18 protein-coding genes are annotated in these 19,685 nt (G+C 65.0%); 8 read left to right on the top strand and 10 right to left on the bottom strand.

The features are described from left to right. Positions 1-32 precede the first annotated feature (32 nt). The 6 genes from rbfA to eutC all read left to right on the top strand — a co-directional run bounded on the left by rbfA (position 33) and on the right by eutC (position 5,466). Complete coding sequence (gene rbfA / locus AAGT95_RS07770; RefSeq protein WP_342596098.1) at positions 33-488, top strand: 30S ribosome-binding factor RbfA; 456 nt, start codon at positions 33-35, stop codon at positions 486-488. After that, positions 488-1,447: a tRNA pseudouridine(55) synthase TruB gene (gene truB / locus AAGT95_RS07775; RefSeq protein WP_342596099.1), complete on the top strand. Its 960-nt coding sequence runs from the start codon at positions 488-490 to the stop codon at positions 1,445-1,447. Before rbfA ends, truB begins: the two co-directional genes overlap by 1 nt. 120 nt (positions 1,448-1,567) lie before the next feature. Further along, positions 1,568-1,837 (top strand): 30S ribosomal protein S15, encoded by a 270-nt coding sequence (gene rpsO / locus AAGT95_RS07780; RefSeq protein WP_071230933.1) that lies wholly within the window; start codon positions 1,568-1,570, stop codon positions 1,835-1,837. 279 nt (positions 1,838-2,116) lie between these two features. Then, positions 2,117-3,127, top strand: coding sequence for a 3-dehydro-L-gulonate 2-dehydrogenase (yiaK, locus tag AAGT95_RS07785; RefSeq protein ID WP_342596100.1), 1,011 nt, complete (start codon positions 2,117-2,119; stop codon positions 3,125-3,127). Positions 3,128-3,238: 111 nt separating this feature from the next. Further along, complete coding sequence (locus tag AAGT95_RS07790) at positions 3,239-4,648, top strand: ethanolamine ammonia-lyase subunit EutB (protein WP_342596101.1); 1,410 nt, start codon at positions 3,239-3,241, stop codon at positions 4,646-4,648. Then, entirely contained in the window at positions 4,645-5,466 is an 822-nt protein-coding gene (gene eutC / locus AAGT95_RS07795) for an ethanolamine ammonia-lyase subunit EutC (RefSeq protein WP_342596102.1), read from the top strand. Before AAGT95_RS07790 ends, eutC begins: the two co-directional genes overlap by 4 nt. Before the next feature lie 29 nt (positions 5,467-5,495). Here the strand turns inward: eutC and AAGT95_RS07800 are convergent, their stop codons facing one another. The 10 genes from AAGT95_RS07800 to AAGT95_RS07845 all read right to left on the bottom strand — a co-directional run bounded on the left by AAGT95_RS07800 (position 5,496) and on the right by AAGT95_RS07845 (position 15,999). Further along, complete coding sequence (locus AAGT95_RS07800) at positions 5,496-6,101, bottom strand: AraC family transcriptional regulator (RefSeq protein WP_342596103.1); 606 nt, start codon at positions 6,099-6,101, stop codon at positions 5,496-5,498. 147 nt (positions 6,102-6,248) lie between these two features. Then, on the bottom strand, positions 6,249-6,884 hold the full coding sequence (locus AAGT95_RS07805) for a response regulator transcription factor (protein WP_342596104.1): 636 nt from the start codon (positions 6,882-6,884) through the stop codon (positions 6,249-6,251). 2 nt (positions 6,885-6,886) lie between these two features. Then, on the bottom strand, positions 6,887-9,985 hold the full coding sequence (locus tag AAGT95_RS07810; protein ID WP_342596105.1) for a sensor histidine kinase: 3,099 nt from the start codon (positions 9,983-9,985) through the stop codon (positions 6,887-6,889). A gap of 98 nt (positions 9,986-10,083) precedes the next feature. Then, entirely contained in the window at positions 10,084-10,551 is a 468-nt protein-coding gene (locus AAGT95_RS07815; protein ID WP_342596106.1) for a hypothetical protein, read from the bottom strand. A gap of 335 nt (positions 10,552-10,886) precedes the next feature. After that, positions 10,887-11,708 carry an alpha/beta hydrolase gene (locus AAGT95_RS07820; protein ID WP_342596107.1) on the bottom strand — a complete coding sequence of 274 codons (822 nt, stop codon included), beginning with the start codon at positions 11,706-11,708 and terminating at the stop codon, positions 10,887-10,889. A 114-nt stretch (positions 11,709-11,822) separates the two neighbouring features. Next, on the bottom strand, positions 11,823-12,527 hold the full coding sequence (locus tag AAGT95_RS07825; protein ID WP_342596108.1) for a YoaK family protein: 705 nt from the start codon (positions 12,525-12,527) through the stop codon (positions 11,823-11,825). Further along, positions 12,524-12,988: a DoxX family protein gene (locus tag AAGT95_RS07830; protein WP_342596109.1), complete on the bottom strand. Its 465-nt coding sequence runs from the start codon at positions 12,986-12,988 to the stop codon at positions 12,524-12,526. The genes AAGT95_RS07825 and AAGT95_RS07830 overlap by 4 nt, the downstream gene beginning before the upstream one ends. A gap of 1 nt (position 12,989) precedes the next feature. After that, positions 12,990-14,885 (bottom strand): amidohydrolase, encoded by a 1,896-nt coding sequence (locus tag AAGT95_RS07835; protein WP_342596110.1) that lies wholly within the window; start codon positions 14,883-14,885, stop codon positions 12,990-12,992. Further along, entirely contained in the window at positions 14,882-15,208 is a 327-nt protein-coding gene (locus AAGT95_RS07840; RefSeq protein ID WP_110707074.1) for a XapX domain-containing protein, read from the bottom strand. The genes AAGT95_RS07835 and AAGT95_RS07840 overlap by 4 nt, the downstream gene beginning before the upstream one ends. A gap of 110 nt (positions 15,209-15,318) precedes the next feature. Beyond that, positions 15,319-15,999, bottom strand: a complete 681-nt coding sequence (locus tag AAGT95_RS07845; protein ID WP_198655630.1) for a hydrolase — start codon at positions 15,997-15,999, stop codon at positions 15,319-15,321. 370 nt (positions 16,000-16,369) lie between these two features. Here AAGT95_RS07845 and betC point away from each other — a divergent pair, with 370 nt between their 5' ends. Beyond that, positions 16,370-17,884, top strand: a complete 1,515-nt coding sequence (betC, locus tag AAGT95_RS07850; protein ID WP_342596111.1) for a choline-sulfatase — start codon at positions 16,370-16,372, stop codon at positions 17,882-17,884. A 180-nt stretch (positions 17,885-18,064) separates the two neighbouring features. Next, positions 18,065-19,654, top strand: coding sequence for an ABC-F family ATPase (locus AAGT95_RS07855; protein WP_342596112.1), 1,590 nt, complete (start codon positions 18,065-18,067; stop codon positions 19,652-19,654). The last annotated feature ends 31 nt before the right edge of the window (positions 19,655-19,685 follow it).

The raw sequence follows: 19,685 nt of genomic DNA on the forward strand, positions 1-19,685 counted from the left end.
AATAGGCGCCTGCGGAATCTCGAGAGGCAACGATGCGCGAATTCAAACGAACCGACCGGGTCGCCGACCAGCTGCAGCAGGAGCTGGCCGTGCTGATTCAGCGCGAGATCAAGGATCCGCGCCTGGGGATGGTCACGGTCAGCTCGGTCAAGGTCAGTCGGGATCTCGGTTACGCCGACATCTACGTGACCTTGCTGGGCGAGAACGATCCGGCTCGGGTCAAGGAAAACCTGGCTGTGCTCAAGCGGGCCGCCGGTTTCCTGCGCTCGCAGATCGCGCGCCGCATCAAGCTTCGCCATGTACCCGAGCTGCGCTTTCACTATGACGAAAGCGTCGTGCGCGGGCACAAGCTGTCGGCGCTGATCGACGAGGCCGTTGCCAGCAACCGCCCGCAGGAGAGTGACGAGGCGGCGGCTGCGGATGGTGCGGGCCAGGACGACGAATCCCGGCAGGACGATACGCGGCACGGAGATGGAGAGTCCCGCTGATGGCACGGCGTCGCAAGGGGCTGCCCATCAACGGTGTGCTGCTGCTCGACAAGCCCAAGGGGGTGTCGAGCAATCACGCGCTGCAGCGCGCCCGGCGGTTGTTCCAGGCACGCAAGGCGGGCCATACCGGGACGCTGGACCCGATGGCGACCGGGTTGTTGCCGGTCTGCCTGGGCGAGGCGACCAAGTTCTCCGCTCACCTGCTCGAAGCCGACAAGGTCTATCGGACCCGAATCCAGTTCGGGGCCATGACCGACACCGGGGACGCCGAAGGTGAGGCGATCGCGCGCCAAGCGCTGCCCGCCACGCTGGATCGTGACGTCGTCGAAGCTGCGCTCGAGCGTTTCCGCGGTGAGATCGAACAGGTCCCACCGATGTATTCGGCGCTCAAGCATCAGGGGCGCAAGCTCTACGAGCTGGCGCGTCAGGGTGAGACGGTAGCGCGTGCGCCGCGCCGCGTAACGATATATGATATGCGCCCGCTCGAATGGGAGCCCGATGGCGTCTGGCTGCAGGTTCGCTGCAGCAAGGGCACCTACATTCGGACCCTGGCCGAGGATATCGGCGCCGCGGTTGGGTTTGGCGCCCACATCACGGCGTTGGAACGGCTGGAAACCGGGCCCTTCGACAGCGAAAGGCGTTTATCCTTCGAGGCGCTCGAGGCGATGAGCGGCGAGGAACGGCTGGCGCAACTGCTCCCGGTCGACGTCATGCTCGAGCATCTGCCGACGCTCAGCGTGACGGAAACCGTGGCCCGGCGACTGCTGCTGGGGCAACGGGCGGCGGTGTCGGACACCGAGCTGGCGCCAGGCGCGACGGCAAGACTGTATCGCGACGAATCCTTTCTGGGATTGGTCGAATTGACCGCGCCGGGGGAAATCGCTCCCCGGCGTCTGGTCGACACGACAGCATTGGACTCGGATCCTGTCGAGTCGAGACAAGCCTCGACAGACGGCTGAGGCCAAGTTGGCGGCATCGATTCGATGCACCCGTCCCCGTGACGGTCAAACGGGAGGCTGCAAATATGCGTGGTCTCCGATATTCATCATTCAGGCATATTGCTTGCTGGAGAGTTTTTCATGGCATTAACCGCTGAAAAGAAAGCCGAGATCGTCAAAGAGTTCGGTCAGGGCGAGAGCGACACCGGATCCCCGGAAGTCCAGGTTGCGCTGCTGAGCGCCAACATCGACGGCCTGCAGAGCCACTTCAAGGATCACAAGCAGGATCACCACTCTCGCCGTGGTCTGATCCGCATGGTCAACCAGCGCCGTAAGCTGCTGGACTACCTGAAGGGCAAGGACTTCGATCGCTATCAGTCGCTGATCAAGAAGCTCGGCCTGCGTCGCTGAGTCGCCCGGTCGCCGGCAACGGCGGCCCTGGTATCAGCGAAAGCCGGTGACGCCTCGTCATCGTCGAGAAAGCCCTGTCGATCCATCGGCAGGGCTTTTTTCATGCGCTCGATGCGAGTGATCCCGTCTCTCCACACCCCGGTACCAGGGCTCGTCGCTCAGGCGATCGCCACTGCTGGGATACCGGCGATGGTCCATCCTCCACTAAAGGCGAATACGCAGGCGTGATCGCGGCCGCTATGGTCAATATATGTATGATGTATTACTAAAAGGCATCCAATGGCGACGGTCGATTTCGCAACACTGCAAGCCACGCTGCACCGGGTCCTGCTCGAGGCGGGGCTGGGCCCCGACGACGCTGCGCTCTGTGCGCGTATTCATGCCGAGAGCACGCGGGACGGGGTGCACTCTCACGGGATCGGGCGCATTCCCCGCTTCGTCGACTACGTCCGCCGGGGTTGGGTCGACGTCGACGCCTCGCTGGAACCCGTACAGCGACTCGGCGCCATCGAGGTGCTCGACGGCCACTTCGGCATCGGCATTCGTAATGCGATCCGGGCCACCGAACGGGGCATGGCCCTGGCGCGTGAGCATGGCATGGGGCTGGTCGCGCTGCGCGACACGACCCACTGGATGCGCGGAGGCAGCTACGGTTGGCACGCAGCCGAACAGGGCTTTGCGGCGATCATGTGGACCAATACGGAGTCGTGCATGCCGGCCTGGGGGGCCACCACCCAGTCGATCGGCAACAATCCTCTGGTCATGGCCGTTCCCCATCGCGACGGTCCGCTGGTGCTGGACATGGCGATGTCCCAATTCTCCTATGGCAAGCTGCAGACCACGCGACGCAAAGGCGAGCAGCTTCCCATCGACGGTGGCTTCGGTGCGGATGGCGAACTGACGCGGGATCCGGCGGCGATCGAGGCGACGCGTCGCCTTCTTCCGACCGGTTACTGGAAAGGGTCGGGACTGTCCATAATGCTCGACGCCCTGGCCGCGCTGCTGGCGCAGGGCCGACCGAGCCACGACATCGATCGGGTCGAACGCGGCAGCGGTGGCGGGAGTTGCCAGATATTCATGCTGTTCGACCCCGAGCAGCTCGGCGGACGAGCCGCCTGCGACGCCATCGTCGAGGGCATCCAGCATCATCTGGCGACCGCCACGTCCGATGAGTCAGGCCGGGCGGTGCGCTGGCCAGGGGCTTCGACCTGGCGCCAGCGTCGCAGCCAGGCGCCGCTGACGCTGGACGACGGCCTCTGGGAGGAGGTCCTGGCACTGGCGAGGAGCTAGGCGCAAGTACCGCGAAGGCGAAGACATGCCGCTCGCAGGCGCTACGGCGTTTATGGCATAAACTGAAGGTCACTCTCCCTGTACGCGAACAACGACAACAGGTGTGATGCCATGAGTGAGCATGTTATCGATGTCGACGGCCGGCGGTACCGGTTCGACGGTCTTGGTGCGCTGCTGGCTGCCGCCACGCCGCACCGCTCCGGAGATGCCCTGGCCGGAATTGCGGCTGCCAGTGCCGAGGAGCGAGCCGTCGCCCAGATGGCGCTGGCGGAGCTGCCTCTTGCCACGTTCCTGGAAGAGCCGCTGATCCCCTACGAGGAGGACGAGATCACGCGGCTGATCCTCGATCGACATGATCGTGCCGCGTTCACGCCGGTCGCCTCGCTGAGCGTCGGCGAATTCCGCAACTGGTTGCTCTCCGAACGCGCCGATGGCGAGTCGCTCGCACGGCTGGCCCCCGGCCTGACACCGGAGATGGTTGCGGCGGTCTCCAAGCTGATGCGGGTGCAGGATCTGGTGCTGGTGGGCCGCAAGTGCGAGGTCGTCACGCGCTTTCGCAATACCATCGGCCTGCCGGGCCGGCTGTCGACGCGGCTGCAACCCAACCATCCCACCGACGACGCTTCCGGCATCGCGGCCAGCATTCTCGATGGCCTGCTCTACGCCAGTGGTGACGCCGTGATCGGCATCAATCCCGCCACCGACAACACCGCCACGGTGGTGACGCTGTTGAAGATGCTCGACGAGGTCATCTCCCGCTACGAAATCCCCACCCAGAGCTGCGTGCTAACCCATGTCACCACCGCGATCGAGGCGATCGAGCGCGGCGCGCCAACGGATCTGGTGTTCCAGTCGATCGCCGGCACCGAGGCGGCCAATCGCGGCTTCGGCATCGACCTGGCCCTGCTGCGGGAAGGGCGCGAAGCGGCACTGTCGTTGAAGCGCGGCCCCCTCGGCAACAACGTGATGTACTTCGAGACCGGTCAGGGCAGCGCGCTCTCCGCCAATGCCCATCACGGGCTCGACCAGCAGACGCTGGAAGCGCGCGCCTACGCGGTCGCGCGGGAGTTCGAGCCGCTGCTGGTCAACACCGTGGTCGGCTTCATCGGCCCCGAGTATCTGTTCGACGGCAAGCAGATCATCCGCGCCGGGCTGGAGGATCACTTCTGCGGCAAACTGCTCGGCGTGCCGATGGGCTGCGATGTCTGCTACACCAATCACGCCGAGGCCGACCAGGACGACATGGACATGCTGCTGACGCTGCTGGGTGCGGCGGGATGCCACTACATCATGGGCATTCCCGGCTCCGACGACATCATGCTCAACTACCAGACCACGTCGTTCCATGACGCGCTCTACCTGCGCCAGGTGCTGGGACTGCGTTCGGCGCCGGAGTTCGAGCAGTGGCTGGAGCGCAGCGGCATCTACCGCCATGGTCAGGGCATCGCCTTTGACCGCGAGTTGCCGCCGCGTTTCCAGCATGTACTGGGATCGAGGGGCACTACGGAGCTGCCGTCATGAAGGAGGGACAACCGTCCGCGGCCGGTGAAGCGCTCACCGTCACCAACCCCTGGCAGCGACTGCGCGAGCTCACCGATGCCAGAATCGGCCTGGGGCGCGTCGGCGGGAGCCTGCCGACGTCGGCCCAGCTGGCCTTTCAGCTCGACCATGCCCGGGCCCGGGATGCCGTACACATGGCGCTGGATACCGAGCGCCTGATGCCGGAACTGGACCGTCGCTTTCCGCTGGCGCTGCGCCTGCACAGCCAAGCAGCCGACCGTGACGAATACCTGCGCCGGCCGGATCTCGGCCGACAACTCTCCGCAGACGCCGAGCAGGAGCTTGCCGCCATCACGTCCGAACCCTGCGATGTCTCGATCTGCGTGGTCGACGGCCTTTCCGCGCGGGCGATTCATGAACAGGCCATCCCGTTTCTCGACGCCGCGCTGCCGGAGATCGAACGGCTTGGGCTGTCGTTGGGGCCGGTGGCGCTGGTGGAGCAGGGCCGGGTCGCGATCGGCGACCCCATCGGCGAGGCGCTCAAGGCGCGCATGAGCATCGTAATGATCGGTGAACGGCCCGGACTCAGTTCGCCGGACAGCCTGGGGCTCTATTTTACCTGGGCGCCACGGGCAGGCCGGCGCGACAGCGAGCGCAACTGCATCTCCAACATCCGCCCGCGAGGACTGAAGTATGCCAATGCCGCCAGGCTGCTGGCCTACCTGATGCGCGAGGCGCAGACGCTGGGCGCCTCCGGGGTCGCACTCAAGGACGACAGCGAAGGGGACTCCCAGCTCGGTGACGGTCGGGAGGGTAATTTCCTGCTGCTGCCTGAGTGACGCTGGCGGTCGAGTCCGGTCGACCTCGTTCAGGGAAGAAGGGCATCGCAGACTGCCGAGGCTGGCGGCGTCGATGTCGTCGGTGCCATCGATGCCGGTGGCTGTATCGGGCCGTTGCCGAAGCGGCGTCGCCACTCACTGGGGCTGATACCGGTGACTCGACGAAACAGACGGGTGAAGTGAGGCTGATCGCAGAAGCCGCAGGCCAACGCGATCTCGGCCAGCGGAAGCTCTCGACGCTGCATCAGCGTTTGCGCCCGTTGGATGCGCAGGCGATGGACGTAGTGGCATGGCGTTTCGCCGAAAGTCATTTTGAATGCATGTGTGAAGTGACCGACGCTCAGCCGAACGATGGCGGCCAGGTCGGCAGCACGTATCGTATCGTGGAGATGGGTCTCGATGTGGAGGGTCAAGCGTTGGGTCTGCCAGCCCGCGAGCTTGGCTGGCGCGGTGTTGTCCGGGAGTCGTTCTCTCAGCAGCGTCACGACCCGAGAAAGCCCCAGTTGCTCGGAGAGCGATTCGTCGTCAAGGGTGTAGGTTGCCTGGGTCAGGAGAGACAGCGCGATGACCATCCTGTCCGTCTGCATTTCATGATGGGGCGGGTAAACGGCCGGTCCTTGGCGAGGGTCTGCCATGTTCGAGCTCCTCTGCTGCGACGTCAGAGCACCGATGATCGGTCACGGTCGTCGACACCATAAGCCCCTTTGGTAGGGGAGATGCCTCCCTTGAAAGAGGTAGTGGCAGCGTCTTTCCACCCACTCGTTATCCAGGCCACCCTTCCCCTATGCCATATCGATGATGCCGCGCCGCAGGGCAATAGCGACGGCATGCGTGCGGTTGCTGGCATCGAGTTTGGCGATCAGATTCTTGACATGGGCCTTGATCGTTTCCTCGGTGAGCCCGAGCTGGCGTGCGATCGCCTTGTTGGACTGCCCTTGCGCGATGCAGCGCAGGACCTCGACCTCGCGCCGGCTGAGCGGCTCGGCGCCGAGATGGCATGCCAGGTCGGCGGCGATCTCAGCGGGGAAGTGGGGCTTGCCCTTCGCGAGCGTTCTGATGGTCTCGACGAGCGACTTACGCAGCGTGCTTTTCAACAGATAGCCAGTGGCGCCGGCCTGAATGGCGTGCAGAACGCGGACATCGCCCTGATAGGTGGTCAGGATGGCGATGCGCGCCGCGGGGAATTCGTCGCGAATGGCGCGAATGGCGGCGATGCCGTCCAGTTCGGGCATTTGCAGATCCATCAGCGTGACGTCGGGCTGTAGATGACGATAGCGATCGACGGCCTCGACCCCGTTGCTGGCTTCCCCGATCAGCTCGATATCCGGTTGCCCCGCGATCACGGCAGCGATGCCTTCCCTCAACAGCGGATGATCGTCGGCGATCAGTACCCGAATGGGCCCATGGCGCTGCTGCATGCTCAGGCTCTCCCCAATCGCCATCGGCGCCATGACCGGGCTTGGCTTCGATAGGCCTCCGCTGCCGGCACCGACAGGCGGACCGTGGTCCCGACGCCAGCCCGGCTATCGATCGTCAGCCTCCCTCGGAGCTGTCGGGCGCGTTCCTGCATGCCGGACAGCCCCCAGTGTTCAGGGCGGCCCGAAGACGTCAAATAATGGCCGGGAATCCCCATGCCGTCGTCGCTGACAGACAAGCGTAAGCCCTCTTTCTCATAGCTGAGCGTTGTGGTGACTTGCGTGGCCCCGGCATGGCGAAGCGCGTTGCTCAGCGCCTGATGGCCGATCCAGTACACTTCGTTGTCGATCTGGGCATGCAAGCGCCTGGGGTGGCCCCGGGTGACGACCCGGCAAGTGACGCTGTGGGCGGAGGGCCACTCCAGCGGTACCCGTGACAAGCGCGCGACGAGACTGTCGCGGGTCGAGGCGCGGCGCAGAGAGATCACGCGTTCACGACCTTCGTCGATGACTTCGTCGGCACGCTCGAGGGCCCGGGTCATTGCCTGACGAGCCGGATCCTCGGCGGGCATCCTGTCGGCAGCGGCCTGAAAATGCAGCACCAGCGCCTGGATGCTCTGCAATAGCGTGTCATGCAGTTCGCGGGCGATACGGTCGCGTTCGGCGTGGCGCGCCTCGAGCCGAGCGCGCAGATAAAACGCCGCCTGGCGCATCCGATAACGATAGAAGGCCCACAGCGCGGTGGCCATCGTCAGCAGGCACAGCCCGCGGAAGAGCCAGGTTTGATAAAAGGCGGGGGCGACGTGCAGCGTCACGCTCGCAAACTGGGGGTGCCAGATGCCGTTGCTGCTCGCGGCCGCGACGTCGAAGCGGTAATCGCCGGCGCCCAACTGGGTGTAGATGGCCTGACGACGATTGCCGACATCCTGCCAATCGGCATCGTAGCCGTTCAGGCGAAACCGGAAGTGGACACTGTCGGGACGGGCCAGGTCGATCGCGGTGTAGTCGATCACGACACGCCTGGGTCGACTGGAGAGCGAAATCCGGGCAGCCGGGGGGTAGGTGCTGGCATCTGCCGAGACCGCCGTGATCCGGGGCTCGGGCGGTGGCGATCGATCCTGGCTCCGATGCGGGTCGATCGAGACCACGCCGGTGACAGTGGCGAACCATAGACGACCGTCCAGACCCCGGATGGCGCTGGGCACCGGATGGATACGAAAAGCATCGTTGGGAAGATCGCCATCCCCTTCGTAGCGGTCAAAGCGAACACGATAGCCAGGATCGTCTAGCACTCGAGCGACTTCCGCCGCCGGAACCCGCAGGATGCCGGATTGCGTGTGCAACCACAGGTCTCCCGGTACGAAAGGGGCCAGTGGCGGCAGGACGGCGCGATGTTCGCTCGCGTTATCCGGTCGGGTTTCGATGATCGCATGAATGCCGGTGAACGGGGCCCCCTTGGCGATGGCGTGGAAGCGTTCGCCATCGAACAGGGCAACGCCGTTGGTGCCTGCGACCCACAGAGATTGGGATGACGGGGCGAGCGCCGTCACATTGCCGACATCCAGACCCTCCGGCGGCCCCCATTGTCGAACACCATCCTCGCCTCGTCTGACCAGTAGATCGTCCCGGTAGCCGAACCAGACCCGGCCCCGGGCATCGCTGGCAGCGCTGACCGGCATGGTTTGACTCGGGCGACTCGTCGGCGGGCGCGTGGGCTGCCAGATTCCGTCTTGCCAACGGAACAGGCCCAGCCGGTTGATCGAGACCCACAGAGCACCACTTCCATCTCGGGCCATGGCGCGCACGCTCGCTTCAGCATGGGCGGCCGGCGGCAACGCGGTGAGCTGGCTCAGCACACCTCGATGCGCTCGCCACAGACCGTTCGGACCGCCCAGCCACACGTCGCCCGCGGTATCGCTGAAAGCGCTGGTGATGGGCGGCGGTACGTCGGTCGCCAGCCACTCTCCTGTCGATTGGCGCATGACCGGGCGATTGCTGGAGCCTGCCCACAACGTGCCGGACGCATCCGTGGCCAACGCGACATTGCGGGTGCCGTCGGGCAGTGTCGCTGGCGTGAGGGTCGCCACTCGAAAGCGGTCCAGGCCCGCGCTGGTGCCGACCCAGATATTGCCCGCGCCGTCCTCGAAGACGGGCTCGACATCGTCGGCGCTAAGACCATCGAGATGGACATAGCGTTGAAGCGCATCGCCAGGCGGATCGGCGTCGGTCGACGAGACGTCGTGCGCGGGCAATCGCAGCAGGCCATCGCCCTGGCTACCGATCCACAGGTTGCCGTCGCGATCCGCGGCCAGGCCCAGAGAAACGACATCGATGGATGGCGAAGCCTTGCCATCAGGCAGAACGGGGCGCACGCGGCCGGGATAGAGTTCGGCGATCCACAGGGTGCCGTCGCGGGTCTGGGTCATCTGACTGATCCAGCCCACCGGCTGGTCGACAGCGAGGAATCGACGATGACCGCGGGGCAGGTAGAAAAGCCGGTTTTCGCTGGCGGCCCAGAGCGTGCCGTCCCGGTCGACGAAGACCGAGCGAGCGTTGTTGCCGGGGAAGCCCTGGTCGGCCGAGACGGTATGCCAGCGATTGCCGTCGAAGCGCGCCAGACCATCGTTGGCGGCAGCCCAGACGTTGCCGTCGTGATCCTGCGCCAGCCCATAGACGGCGCCACTGGGGAACTCCGCGCCTGGCGCATAGTCGGTGAGCTCGCCGTTGCGAATCAGGCTGATCCCCCCACGTCGAAGACCTACCCAGAGTCCGCCATCGGGAAGCGCCAGCAGGGACGACACGGTCCCCACGGTTTTTCCCGCCAGCGAGACATAACGCTCGAAGGTATTGCCGTCGAATCGAAACAGCGAGTAGTGCGTGCCCAGCCACAGGTAGCCATCCGGGGTTTGGGCGATAGCACCGACCTGGCCAGGCCCGCCCGCATCGGCGGTCCCGCTCCAGCTGCGGTGGTGAAGCTGCTGGAGCGCGAGGTTCGGATCCAGGGCCAGCGCCTTGGGCGGCATCAGCAGCCAGACCCACCATAGCCAGAGAAGGATCGACCGACGGCGCGGCGCGTGCAGCCAGAGCGGTGACGTAGGTTTCATGCCGACCTTCCTACGGCGATGCGCCGGCGTCGTATTCGCCGGTCGAGTTGGAGGGACACCCGGGTGTCCGATACTACACCCAGCCTCCGTCTTTGGCGTCATTCGGGGTCTAGCACCCAGTCGAGCGTGGCGTCGGCGACGGCTTCCCAGCCGGGTTCGACGATCAGCCAGTCACCGTGATGGGGGAACGCCCGCAGCGCGGTGATGGCCATCGAGCGGCGATGGCGTCGGTAGCAGGCGGCGACGCTGGCACTCGATACCCGGCGACTCTTCCCCGCGCTGATCAGCAGCAGTGGTCCCCGCTCGTCGTTGGCGTAGTCGATGGCGGTGCCGATGCCCAGCGTGACGTCGAGCAGCAGCCGGCGTGGCATCACGGTCGACCGCGGGGGCACGTCGCCCGCCCCCAGCGTTGGCGCAGGGGGCGGCAACGGGAACAGCGACTTCCAGTGGCCCCGGCGCGGTATCGGGCACAGCGCGATACCGGCAGCGCCCAGGCCGCGATCCAGCAGCAGCTGGATGACAAGACCGCCGAAACCGTGGCCGACCAGCAGGGGGGGAAACGACATCGACCCGATCCAGTCGGCGTAGTGATCGACGACGCTCTTGATCGACGGTCCGGACCCTGGGGTCGAGGATACGGTCCCTGGCGTCGTTGCAAGCCATGGCCAGGCGGGTGCCTGACAAAGATAGTCACAGGCGCCGTAGCGGCTGACGAAGAGGTTCCAACAGGCGGGCGTCTGGCCAATATCGTGGATGAAAACGACGGTCCGCTTCACGTCGGAATCGCCCGGTGACTGCGCATGATGCGAGGCTTCGCCCCTCGTTTTGGTCGGTCGCGCCGAGAGTGAGCATCGGTGCCAGTGGGGAGTCGAGTCCGGCGCCTGGCGGCGCCGGCCAGTTGTCAGGAGCGGGCGAACGCGAGCAGATCGGCGTTGAGCTGGTCCTTGTGGGTGTCCGCCAGCGCGTGACTGCCACCCTCGTAGACCGTCAGTCGGGCGTCGGGGACCAGTTCCACGCTCAGGCGAGCCGCGCCCGCGATGGGCACGATCTGATCGTCGTCGCCGTGAATGATCAGCGTCGGAATGTCGAAGGCTCTCAGATCGTCGGTGAAGTCGGTCTCCGAGAACGCCTTGATGCAGTCGTACTCGTTCTTCAGGCCGCCCATCATGCCCTGCTGCCAGAAGGCATCGCGCATGCCCTGACTGACCTCGGCCCCGTCGCGGTTTGCGCCGAAGAACGGTGTGGTCAGGTCCTGGAAGAACTGCGAACGGTCCTTGGCCACGCCCTCGCGGATGCCGTCGAAGACCGCCATCGGCAGACCGTTGGGGTTGTTGGGGCTTTCCACCATGATGGGGGGCACCGCGCCCACCAGCACTGCCTTGGCGAGGCGCCGGGTCCCGTGGCGTCCGATGTAGCGCGCGACTTCGCCGCCGCCGGTGGAGTGGCCGATCAGAATCGCATCCTGCAGATCCAGCGATTCGATCAGTTCGGCCAGATCGTCGGCGTAGGTATCCATCTCGTTGCCGTGCCACGGTTGGCTGGAACGACCGTGACCACGGCGGTCGTGGGCGATACAGCGAAAACCCTGTTCGGCCAGGAACATCATCTGACTCTCCCAGGCATCGGCGCACAACGGCCAGCCGTGGCTGAAGACGATAGGCTGACCGCTCCCCCAATCCTTGTAGTAGATGGCGGTGCCATCGCGGGTCGTGATCGTTGTCATCGGAAGCACTCCTCTTACAGTGTCGGGTTGTCGTAACGTCGGACTGGAACTTCCAGTCCGGTGGTGCCCGGTGGCCTTGCCACCGGGAAGGGAGTGACATGGGAGCGTATCGCGCTAGCGTTCAACGTCCGCCCCGGCGGATTCGTCTCGCGCCAATGGACGTCGACGCCAGGCGATCAGCGTCATCGCGGCGAGCAGCGCCACGGGCAGTAGCAGCGCGATGAACAGCATCTCGCGATAGGCCACGGCACCGGCGATGGCGCCGAGCCCGAATGCCGCCACTGCCGGCAGGGTCCTGGACAGGCGCCCCCTGGCCGCCTGCCGGACTTCCTGGGAGCAGCGCCGTCCGATCAGTTCGATGATATCGAGCACGGCCTGGGTCACGTTTCCGGTCATCACGGTGTTGGGAACGCCGACTCGCACGATCAGACGACTGTGGGCGTTCTGTATGCCCATTGCCATGGCGCCGGTCATGCCGCAGAGGATCACGCTGATATCCTCGGGGTCGACCACCGGTGAGAGGCGAATGCCCGTCAGACAGAAGGCGAGCAGCAATACCGTCTGAGTACCATATAGCACACTGGGCGCCAGAGGCCGCGGTAGCCACCTGACCAGGAAGCTGCTCAGCACGACGCCGATCACGAAGGCAGGAAACGCCATCAGCTTGATGAGCGCACCCTCGGCGAAGCCACCGGCCTGTGCCCCGATCAGCACGAAGTTGCCGGTCACGTGGGCGGTGAAAAGCCCGAAGAGGGCAACGAAGCCCAGCGTATCGACGTAGCCCGCGATGCCGGCGAGTACGGTGTCTTCATGCTTCATGATGTTTCCCTCGACGGCTTCTCCGGCAGTGGCGCGTCGACGAATGGCGTGTCGCAGAGCCGCGTCACGAGAATGAGCGCGGAGATCAGCCCGAGATGCTCGAAGAAACCGTTCATCGCCACGAAGCGGGCTTTGCCGGCAAGGTTCCAGAAATCGTTGGCGACCAGCATTGCCACCAGCGTCAGACAGCCGAGCGCACCGGCACCGAGCCATGTCCAGCGATTGAAGATGAGGCTCAACGAACCGGTCAGTTCGATGACGACCGCTAGCGTTGCCCACAGCCCGGCGGGGTGAAGGCCGAAATGGGCCTGCTCCTGTATGGCAGCCTCGAAGTGCCAGAGTTTATCGAGACCGCCGACCAGGTAGGCAGAAGCCAGTCCGGTCCGAGCCAGCCTCAGGATGCCGGGCTGACTCACCAGGGCCGCGACCCAGCGCGGGTTACGCGTGCTTCTCAGGTTCACCTCACACCGCCCAGCAGGCGCAGCCGAGCGCGCCCCAGAAGGCCTTCAGGTCCGAGGCCGGGGCCTGACTGGCCCAGGCGCGCGCATGATCGTGGCCATGCACGGCGCAACCCGTACCGCATCCACAGGTGGAGGCGGAGACACGCATCATCGGGGGCGGGTTGGTGGCCATCTCGGCCTCTCTCCAGCCGCCGTAGCCACCGTAACGATTCACTGGCGACCAGTCCGGCATGGCCGGCGGCGGCGCGTCGTCCAATCCTGCGAAATCGGCGGCAGCATAGACCACGCGTCCCCCGACCACCGTGAGATGCGAGCTGGTATGGGCGATCTCGTCTTCGGCGCAGGCAAAGAAATCCCGATCCGGAACGATCAGGTCGGCCAGCTGACCCTCGACGATCCGGCCCTTGTTGCCCTCCTCGTTGGAAAACCAGGCGACGTTCTCGGTCCACATCCGCAACGCGGTATCGCGATCCAGACAGTGGTGTCGCGGATGGAGGCGCAGGCCGCCGACGGTCTTGCCGGTTACCAGCCAGGCCAGCGATACCCAAGGGTTGTAGGAGGCGACCCGTGTGGCATCGGTACCGGCAGAGATGCGCACGCCCATCTCGAGCATCCTGGCGATCGGTGGTGTCGCCTCGGCGGCCTTGGCGCCATAGCGTTCGACGAAGTATTCGCCCTGGTACGCCATGCGGTGTTGCACGGCGACGCCGCCGCCCAGCGCCGCGATCCGTTCCATGGAACGCTCGGAGATGGTTTCGGCGTGATCGAAGAACCAGTGAATGCCATCCAGCGGTGTCTCCTCGTTGACCTTCTCGAAGGCGTCCAGGGCACGGCTGATGGTCTCGTCGTAGGTGGCGTGCAGACGCCATGGCCAGCGGTTCTGGACGAGGACTCGGATCACTTCCTCCAGCTCGCCTTCCATCTCCGCCGGCATCTCGGGGCGCGGCTGACGAAAATTCTCGAAGTCGGCGGCGGAATAGACCAGCATCTCGCCGGCGCCGTTGTGGCGGAAGTAATCGTCGCCCTGCTTGTAGCGCGTCGAGCGTGTCCAGTTCAGGAAGTCCTGCTTCTCCTCCTTGGGCTTCTGCGTGAACAGGTTGTACGCCAGGCGTATCGTCAACTGACCGTCGTCCGCCAGCTTCTGAATCACGGCGTAGTCGTCGGGGTAGTTCTGGAAGCCGCCACCGGCATCGATCACGCTGGTCACCCCGAGCCGGTTCAGGTCGCGCATGAAGTGGCGTGTCGAATTGAGCTGGTAGTCGAACGGCAGCTTGGGACCCTTGGCCAGCGTCGCGTAGAGAATGGTGGCGTTGGGCTTCGCCAGCAGCAGACCGGTGGGGTTGCCGTTGGCGTCGCGCTGGATCTCGCCACCCGGAGGATTGGGCGTCTCCCGGGTATAGCCGACGGCACGTAGTGCGGCGGCATTGAGCAGGGCGCGATCGTAGAGATGCAGGATGAACACCGGGGTATCCGGTGCCACCGCGTTGAGCTCCTCGAGCGTGGGCAGGCGCTTCTCGACGAACTGGTTTTCGGTGAAGCCGCCGACGACGCGGACCCACTGCGGCGGTGGCGTGATCGCGACCTGCTGCTTGAGCATCCGCATGGCATCAAACAGGGATGACACGCCGTCCCAGCGCAACTCCATGTTGAAGTTCAAGCCGCCGCGGATGACGTGGATATGGTTGTCGATCAGCCCGGGGAGTACCGGTTTGCCACCGAGATCGATGACCTGCGTACTGGCGTCCGCCAGGGCCATGACGTCGCTGACGGAACCCACCTTCGAAAACCGGCCGCTCTGGATGGCGACGGCTTCCGCCCGTGGCTGCGAGGGGTTCAGCGTGGTGAACCGGCCATTGACCAGGATCAGATCCGGCGATGCGTTGGCGGTGCGATTCATGAGCGGGGATCCTCGGGATCGAGCGGGCGAGTGGCGGGGTCGCTGGGAGTGCGGCAGTCGGGGGACGGATTCGAAGAGGCCCCGTTGTTCCGCCCCGGCAGCACGCCAAGAATGTGATTGCTGCAATCGGCCCTGTGCCAGGCCGATGTCAGCGAGGTGCCGCCCAGGACGTGCTTGGCGACCGGAATCACCTGCTCGCCGCAGAGCATGCCCAGCAGGCCCAGAAGCGCCACCAGCGGTGGCGCCGGTGAACGTACCTGGAGCAGGCTGTAGAGGATGCCGACCAGCACGCCGGCACCGATGGAGAGCAGGTAGAGCTTCATGGCTGCGTGCGCCTTTCAGGACGATGGGCGGAGATGGGCCGAACGCGTCGGCCGCGCTCCCGACGTCGCCGTGGGGATGACGGTCGCGAGCGGCCCTCGGGTATCGAGCGTCAACGCGCGGGAACCGGTTCCTGTGTCGGGCCGTGTTTCACGCGCTCTTCGGCGCCGTGCACCATGGTGTAGGCGTAGTCGACACCCATGCCGTAAGCGCCGGAATGCTCCTTGACCAGTGCCATGACGGCGTCATAGGTATCGCGGCGCGCCCAGTCGCGCTGCCATTCGAGCAGAACCTGCTGCCACGTCATCGGTACCACGCCGGCCTGAATCATGCGCTGCATGGCGTAATCGTGAGCATCCTTCGAGGTGCCACCCGAGGCGTCGGCGACCATGTAGATCTCGTAGTCCGCGTCATGCATGGCGGAAAGCGCGAAGGTGTTGTTGCACACTTCCGTCCACAGGCCGGCGACGACGACCTTGTTGCGGCCATTTGTGGCCAAGGCGTCGCGCACTTTCTGGTCGTCCCAGGAGTTCATGGACGTACGTTCGAGAATCGGAAGATTCGGGAAGACGGCGAGCAGTTCGGGAAAGGTATGCCCGGAGAAACTGAGCGTTTCCACCGTGGTGATCGTCGTGGGGATGCCGAAGATGCTGGCGGCCTTGGCCAGCCCCACCACATTGTTCTTCAGCACCTGCCGGTCGATGGACTGCACGCCGAAAGCCATCTGCGGCTGCTGGTCGATGAAAATGATCTGGCAGTTGTCTGGCGTCAAGACTTCCAGTTTCGGTGACATGATCAGCCCTTCTCGATGTGTGATAGCGGAAAGTCGCAGTCGAATCGAGCGGGTCAGGGCCTTGTCGCGCACCTTTGCGGCGGCCGTGGACGTCTCGACTCGTGGCTACCAGGCTACCGAAGGGCGGTCGATGAAAATTGAAGGAAACGGCGTCCTTTGGGACGAGACAACGGCGATGCGTGAAGGACGCCATCGCCTCGACGCCGTCCGGCAAGTTTCGGGAAAGGTGCCGACGACGGAGCCTGGCGGCGTATCGCCTAGCCCAAGCCCCACTTGGCCTCAGGCGTCGAATTGATCGTTTGCGCCACTCCTTCCGCGAAGCGCAAGCTGACGATATTCGAACGCCAAGACAACGACGCAGGGGGAATGCATGACACGACCCAATATTCTGGTGCTGATGGCCGATCAGCTGAACGGTACCCTGTTCGAGAACGGGCCGGCGGACTTTCTGCACGCGCCGAACCTGAAGAAGCTGGCCAGGCGCGCGGTCAACTTCAACAACGCCTACACCCCGAGCTACCTGTGCGCGCCGGGTCGCGCGGCTTTCATGTCCGGACAGCTGCCGTCGCGCACCGGTGTCTACGACAATGCCGCGGAATTTCGCTCCGCCGTGCCGACCTGGGCGCATCACCTGCGCCGGGCCGGCTATTCGACCTGCCTCTCCGGCAAGATGCACTTCGTGGGGCCGGACCAGTTGCACGGCTTCGAAACCCGGCTGACCACCGATGTCTATCCCGCCGATTTCGGCTGGACGCCGGATTACCGCAAGCCCGGCGAGCGAATCGACTGGTGGTATCACAACCTGGGCTCGGTCACCGGCGCCGGCGTGGCCGAGATCTCCAACCAGATGGAGTACGACGACGAGGTCGCCTTCCACGCCGAGCAGAAGCTGTTCGATCTCTCCCGCGGGCACGACTCGCGGCCCTGGGCGCTGTGCGTGAGCTTTACCCACCCCCATGACCCCTATGTCGCCCGTCGCCGGTTCTGGGACCTCTACGAGGATTGCGAGCACCTCGATCCCGAGCAGGCTGTGGTGCCCTTCGACGAGCTCGACCCGCACAGTCGGCGGATCTTCGAGGCCAACGACTACACCCAGTTCGATATCCAGCCCGAGCACGTGCGCCGGGCACGCCGCGGCTATTTCGCCAATATCTCCTATATCGACGACAAGGTCGGTTCGATTCTGGACGTGCTGGAGCGGACCCGGATGCTCGACAACACCATCATCGTGGTCTGCTCCGATCACGGCGACATGCTCGGCGAGAAAGGGCTGTGGTTCAAAATGAGCCCGTTCGAGGGCTCCTCGAGAGTCCCGTTGATGATCGCCGCGCCGGGACTGGCGCCGCGTTCGGTGGAGACGCCGGTGTCGACCATCGACGTCAACGCCACCCTGGCCGACCTGGTGGGGATCGATCTCTCCGAGGTGGCCCCCTGGACCGATGGCCAGTCGCTGCTGCCGCTGGCCCGGGGCGGCACCCGCGAGGCGCCGGTCTACATGGAGTACGCCGCCGAGGGCACCCAGGCCCCGCTGGTCACGATTCGCGAAGGGCGCTGGAAGTTCAACCACTGCGAGCTCGATCCGCCGCAGCTGTTCGATCTCGAGGCCGATCCGCACGAGACCCGCAACCTGGCCGACGACCCGGACTACGCTGAGACGCTGGCGGAATTCCAGGCCAAGGTCCGCGAGCGCTGGGACATGCAGCGCTTCGACGCCGAAGTCCGCGAAAGTCAGGCCCAGCGGCTGATCGTCTATGAAGCGCTGCGCAACGGCCACTACTACCCGTGGGATCATCAGCCGTTGCAGGACGCCTCGCAGCGCTACATGCGCAACCACATGGATCTCAACATCGTCGAGGCGTCCCAGCGCTTTCCCCGCGGCGAGTGAAAGCCCGAACACGGGGGCTCTGCGCAATCTATCGCTATGTGGCGTATGAGTGGGCGCCGCATGCGCGTACAATCCGCATGAGACGAACGTCCAAGACGACAGTCGAGCCTGCCTCGGCTGTCGTCGTTTCGTTCCCTCTGTCGTCGTTTCATTCACGCCGTTTCCGCGAGATTCCCCGCTGTGCTCTCTACTGCCAATATCACCATGCAGTTTGGCCCCAAGCCGCTGTTCGAGAATGTTTCCGTCAAGTTCGGCGGTGGCCATCGCTACGGCTTGATCGGCGCCAACGGCTGCGGCAAGTCCACCTTCATGAAGATCCTGGGTGGCGATCTGGAGCCGACCGGCGGCCAGGTGATGAAGGACGTCACCACGCGGCTGGGCAAGCTGCGCCAGGACCAGTTCGCGTTCGAGGACGAGCGGGTGATCGACACCGTGATCATGGGTCACGAGGAGCTGTGGGAAGTCACCGCGGAGCGTGAGCGTATCTACTCCCAGGCGGAGATGAGCGACGAGGACGGCATGAAGGTCGCCGACCTGGAGGTGCGCTTCGCCGAACTCGAGGGCTATACCGCCGCGGCCCGCGCCGGCGAGCTGCTGCTGGGACTGGGCATTCCTCTCGAACAGCACACCCAGCCGATGAGCGTGGTCGCCCCGGGCTGGAAGCTGCGCGTGCTGCTGGCCCAGGCGCTGTTCTCCGACCCCGACGTGCTGCTGCTCGACGAGCCCACCAACCACCTGGATATCAACACCATCCGCTGGCTGGAGGAGATCCTGCGGGCGCGCAGCTCGACCATGATCATCATCTCCCACGACCGCCACTTCCTGAACAGCGTCTGCACCCACATGGCGGATCTCGATTACGGCGAGCTGCGGCTGTTCCCGGGCAACTACGACGAGTACATGATCGCTGCCACCCAGGCGCGGGAGCGGCTGCACGCCGACAACGCCAAGAAGAAGGCCGAGATCGCCGAGCTGCAGCAGTTCGTCAGCCGCTTCTCGGCCAATGCGTCCAAGGCCAAGCAGGCGACCTCGCGCCAGCGCAAGATCGACAAGATCCAGCTCGAGGAGGTCAAGCCCTCCTCGCGGGTGAGCCCGTTCATCCGTTTCGAGCAGAGCAAGAAGATCCACCGCCATGCGCTGACCGCCGAGAAGCTCTCCAAGGCGTGGGGCGACAACGTGCTGTTCGAGCGTTTCGGGCTGCAGGTCGAGGCCGGCGAGCGGGTCGCCATCATCGGCCCCAACGGCATCGGCAAGACCACACTGCTTAACTGCCTGGTCGGCACGATGGCCCCGGACGCCGGGGAAGTGAAGTGGACCGACGCGGCGGAAGTGGGCTATTTCGCCCAGGACCACGCCGCCGATTTCGAGAGCGGCGAGACGCTGTTCGAGTGGATGCGCCAGTGGACCACCGAAGGCGAGCAGACCGTGCGCGGCGCGCTGGGCCGCATGCTGTTCTCCAACGACGATATCGGCAAGTCGGTGAAGGTGATCTCCGGCGGCGAGCAGGGGCGCATGCTGTTCGGCAAGCTGATCCTGCAGAAGCCCAATGTGCTGGTGATGGACGAGCCCACCAACCACCTCGACATGGAGTCGATCGAGGCGCTCAACCTGGCGCTGGACAACTACCCCGGCACGCTGATCTTCGTCAGTCACGACCGCGAGTTCGTCGGCTCGCTGGCGACCCGCATCATCGAAATGAAAGAGGATGGCATCGTCGATTTCAGCGGCAGCTACGACGACTATCTGCGCAGTCAGGGCGTCTACGGCTAGCCACCACCACTGCTTCGTGGCCGGGGATGGA

The organism is Salinicola lusitanus, from assembly GCF_038648475.1.
Classification (GTDB): domain Bacteria; phylum Pseudomonadota; class Gammaproteobacteria; order Pseudomonadales; family Halomonadaceae; genus Salinicola; species Salinicola lusitanus.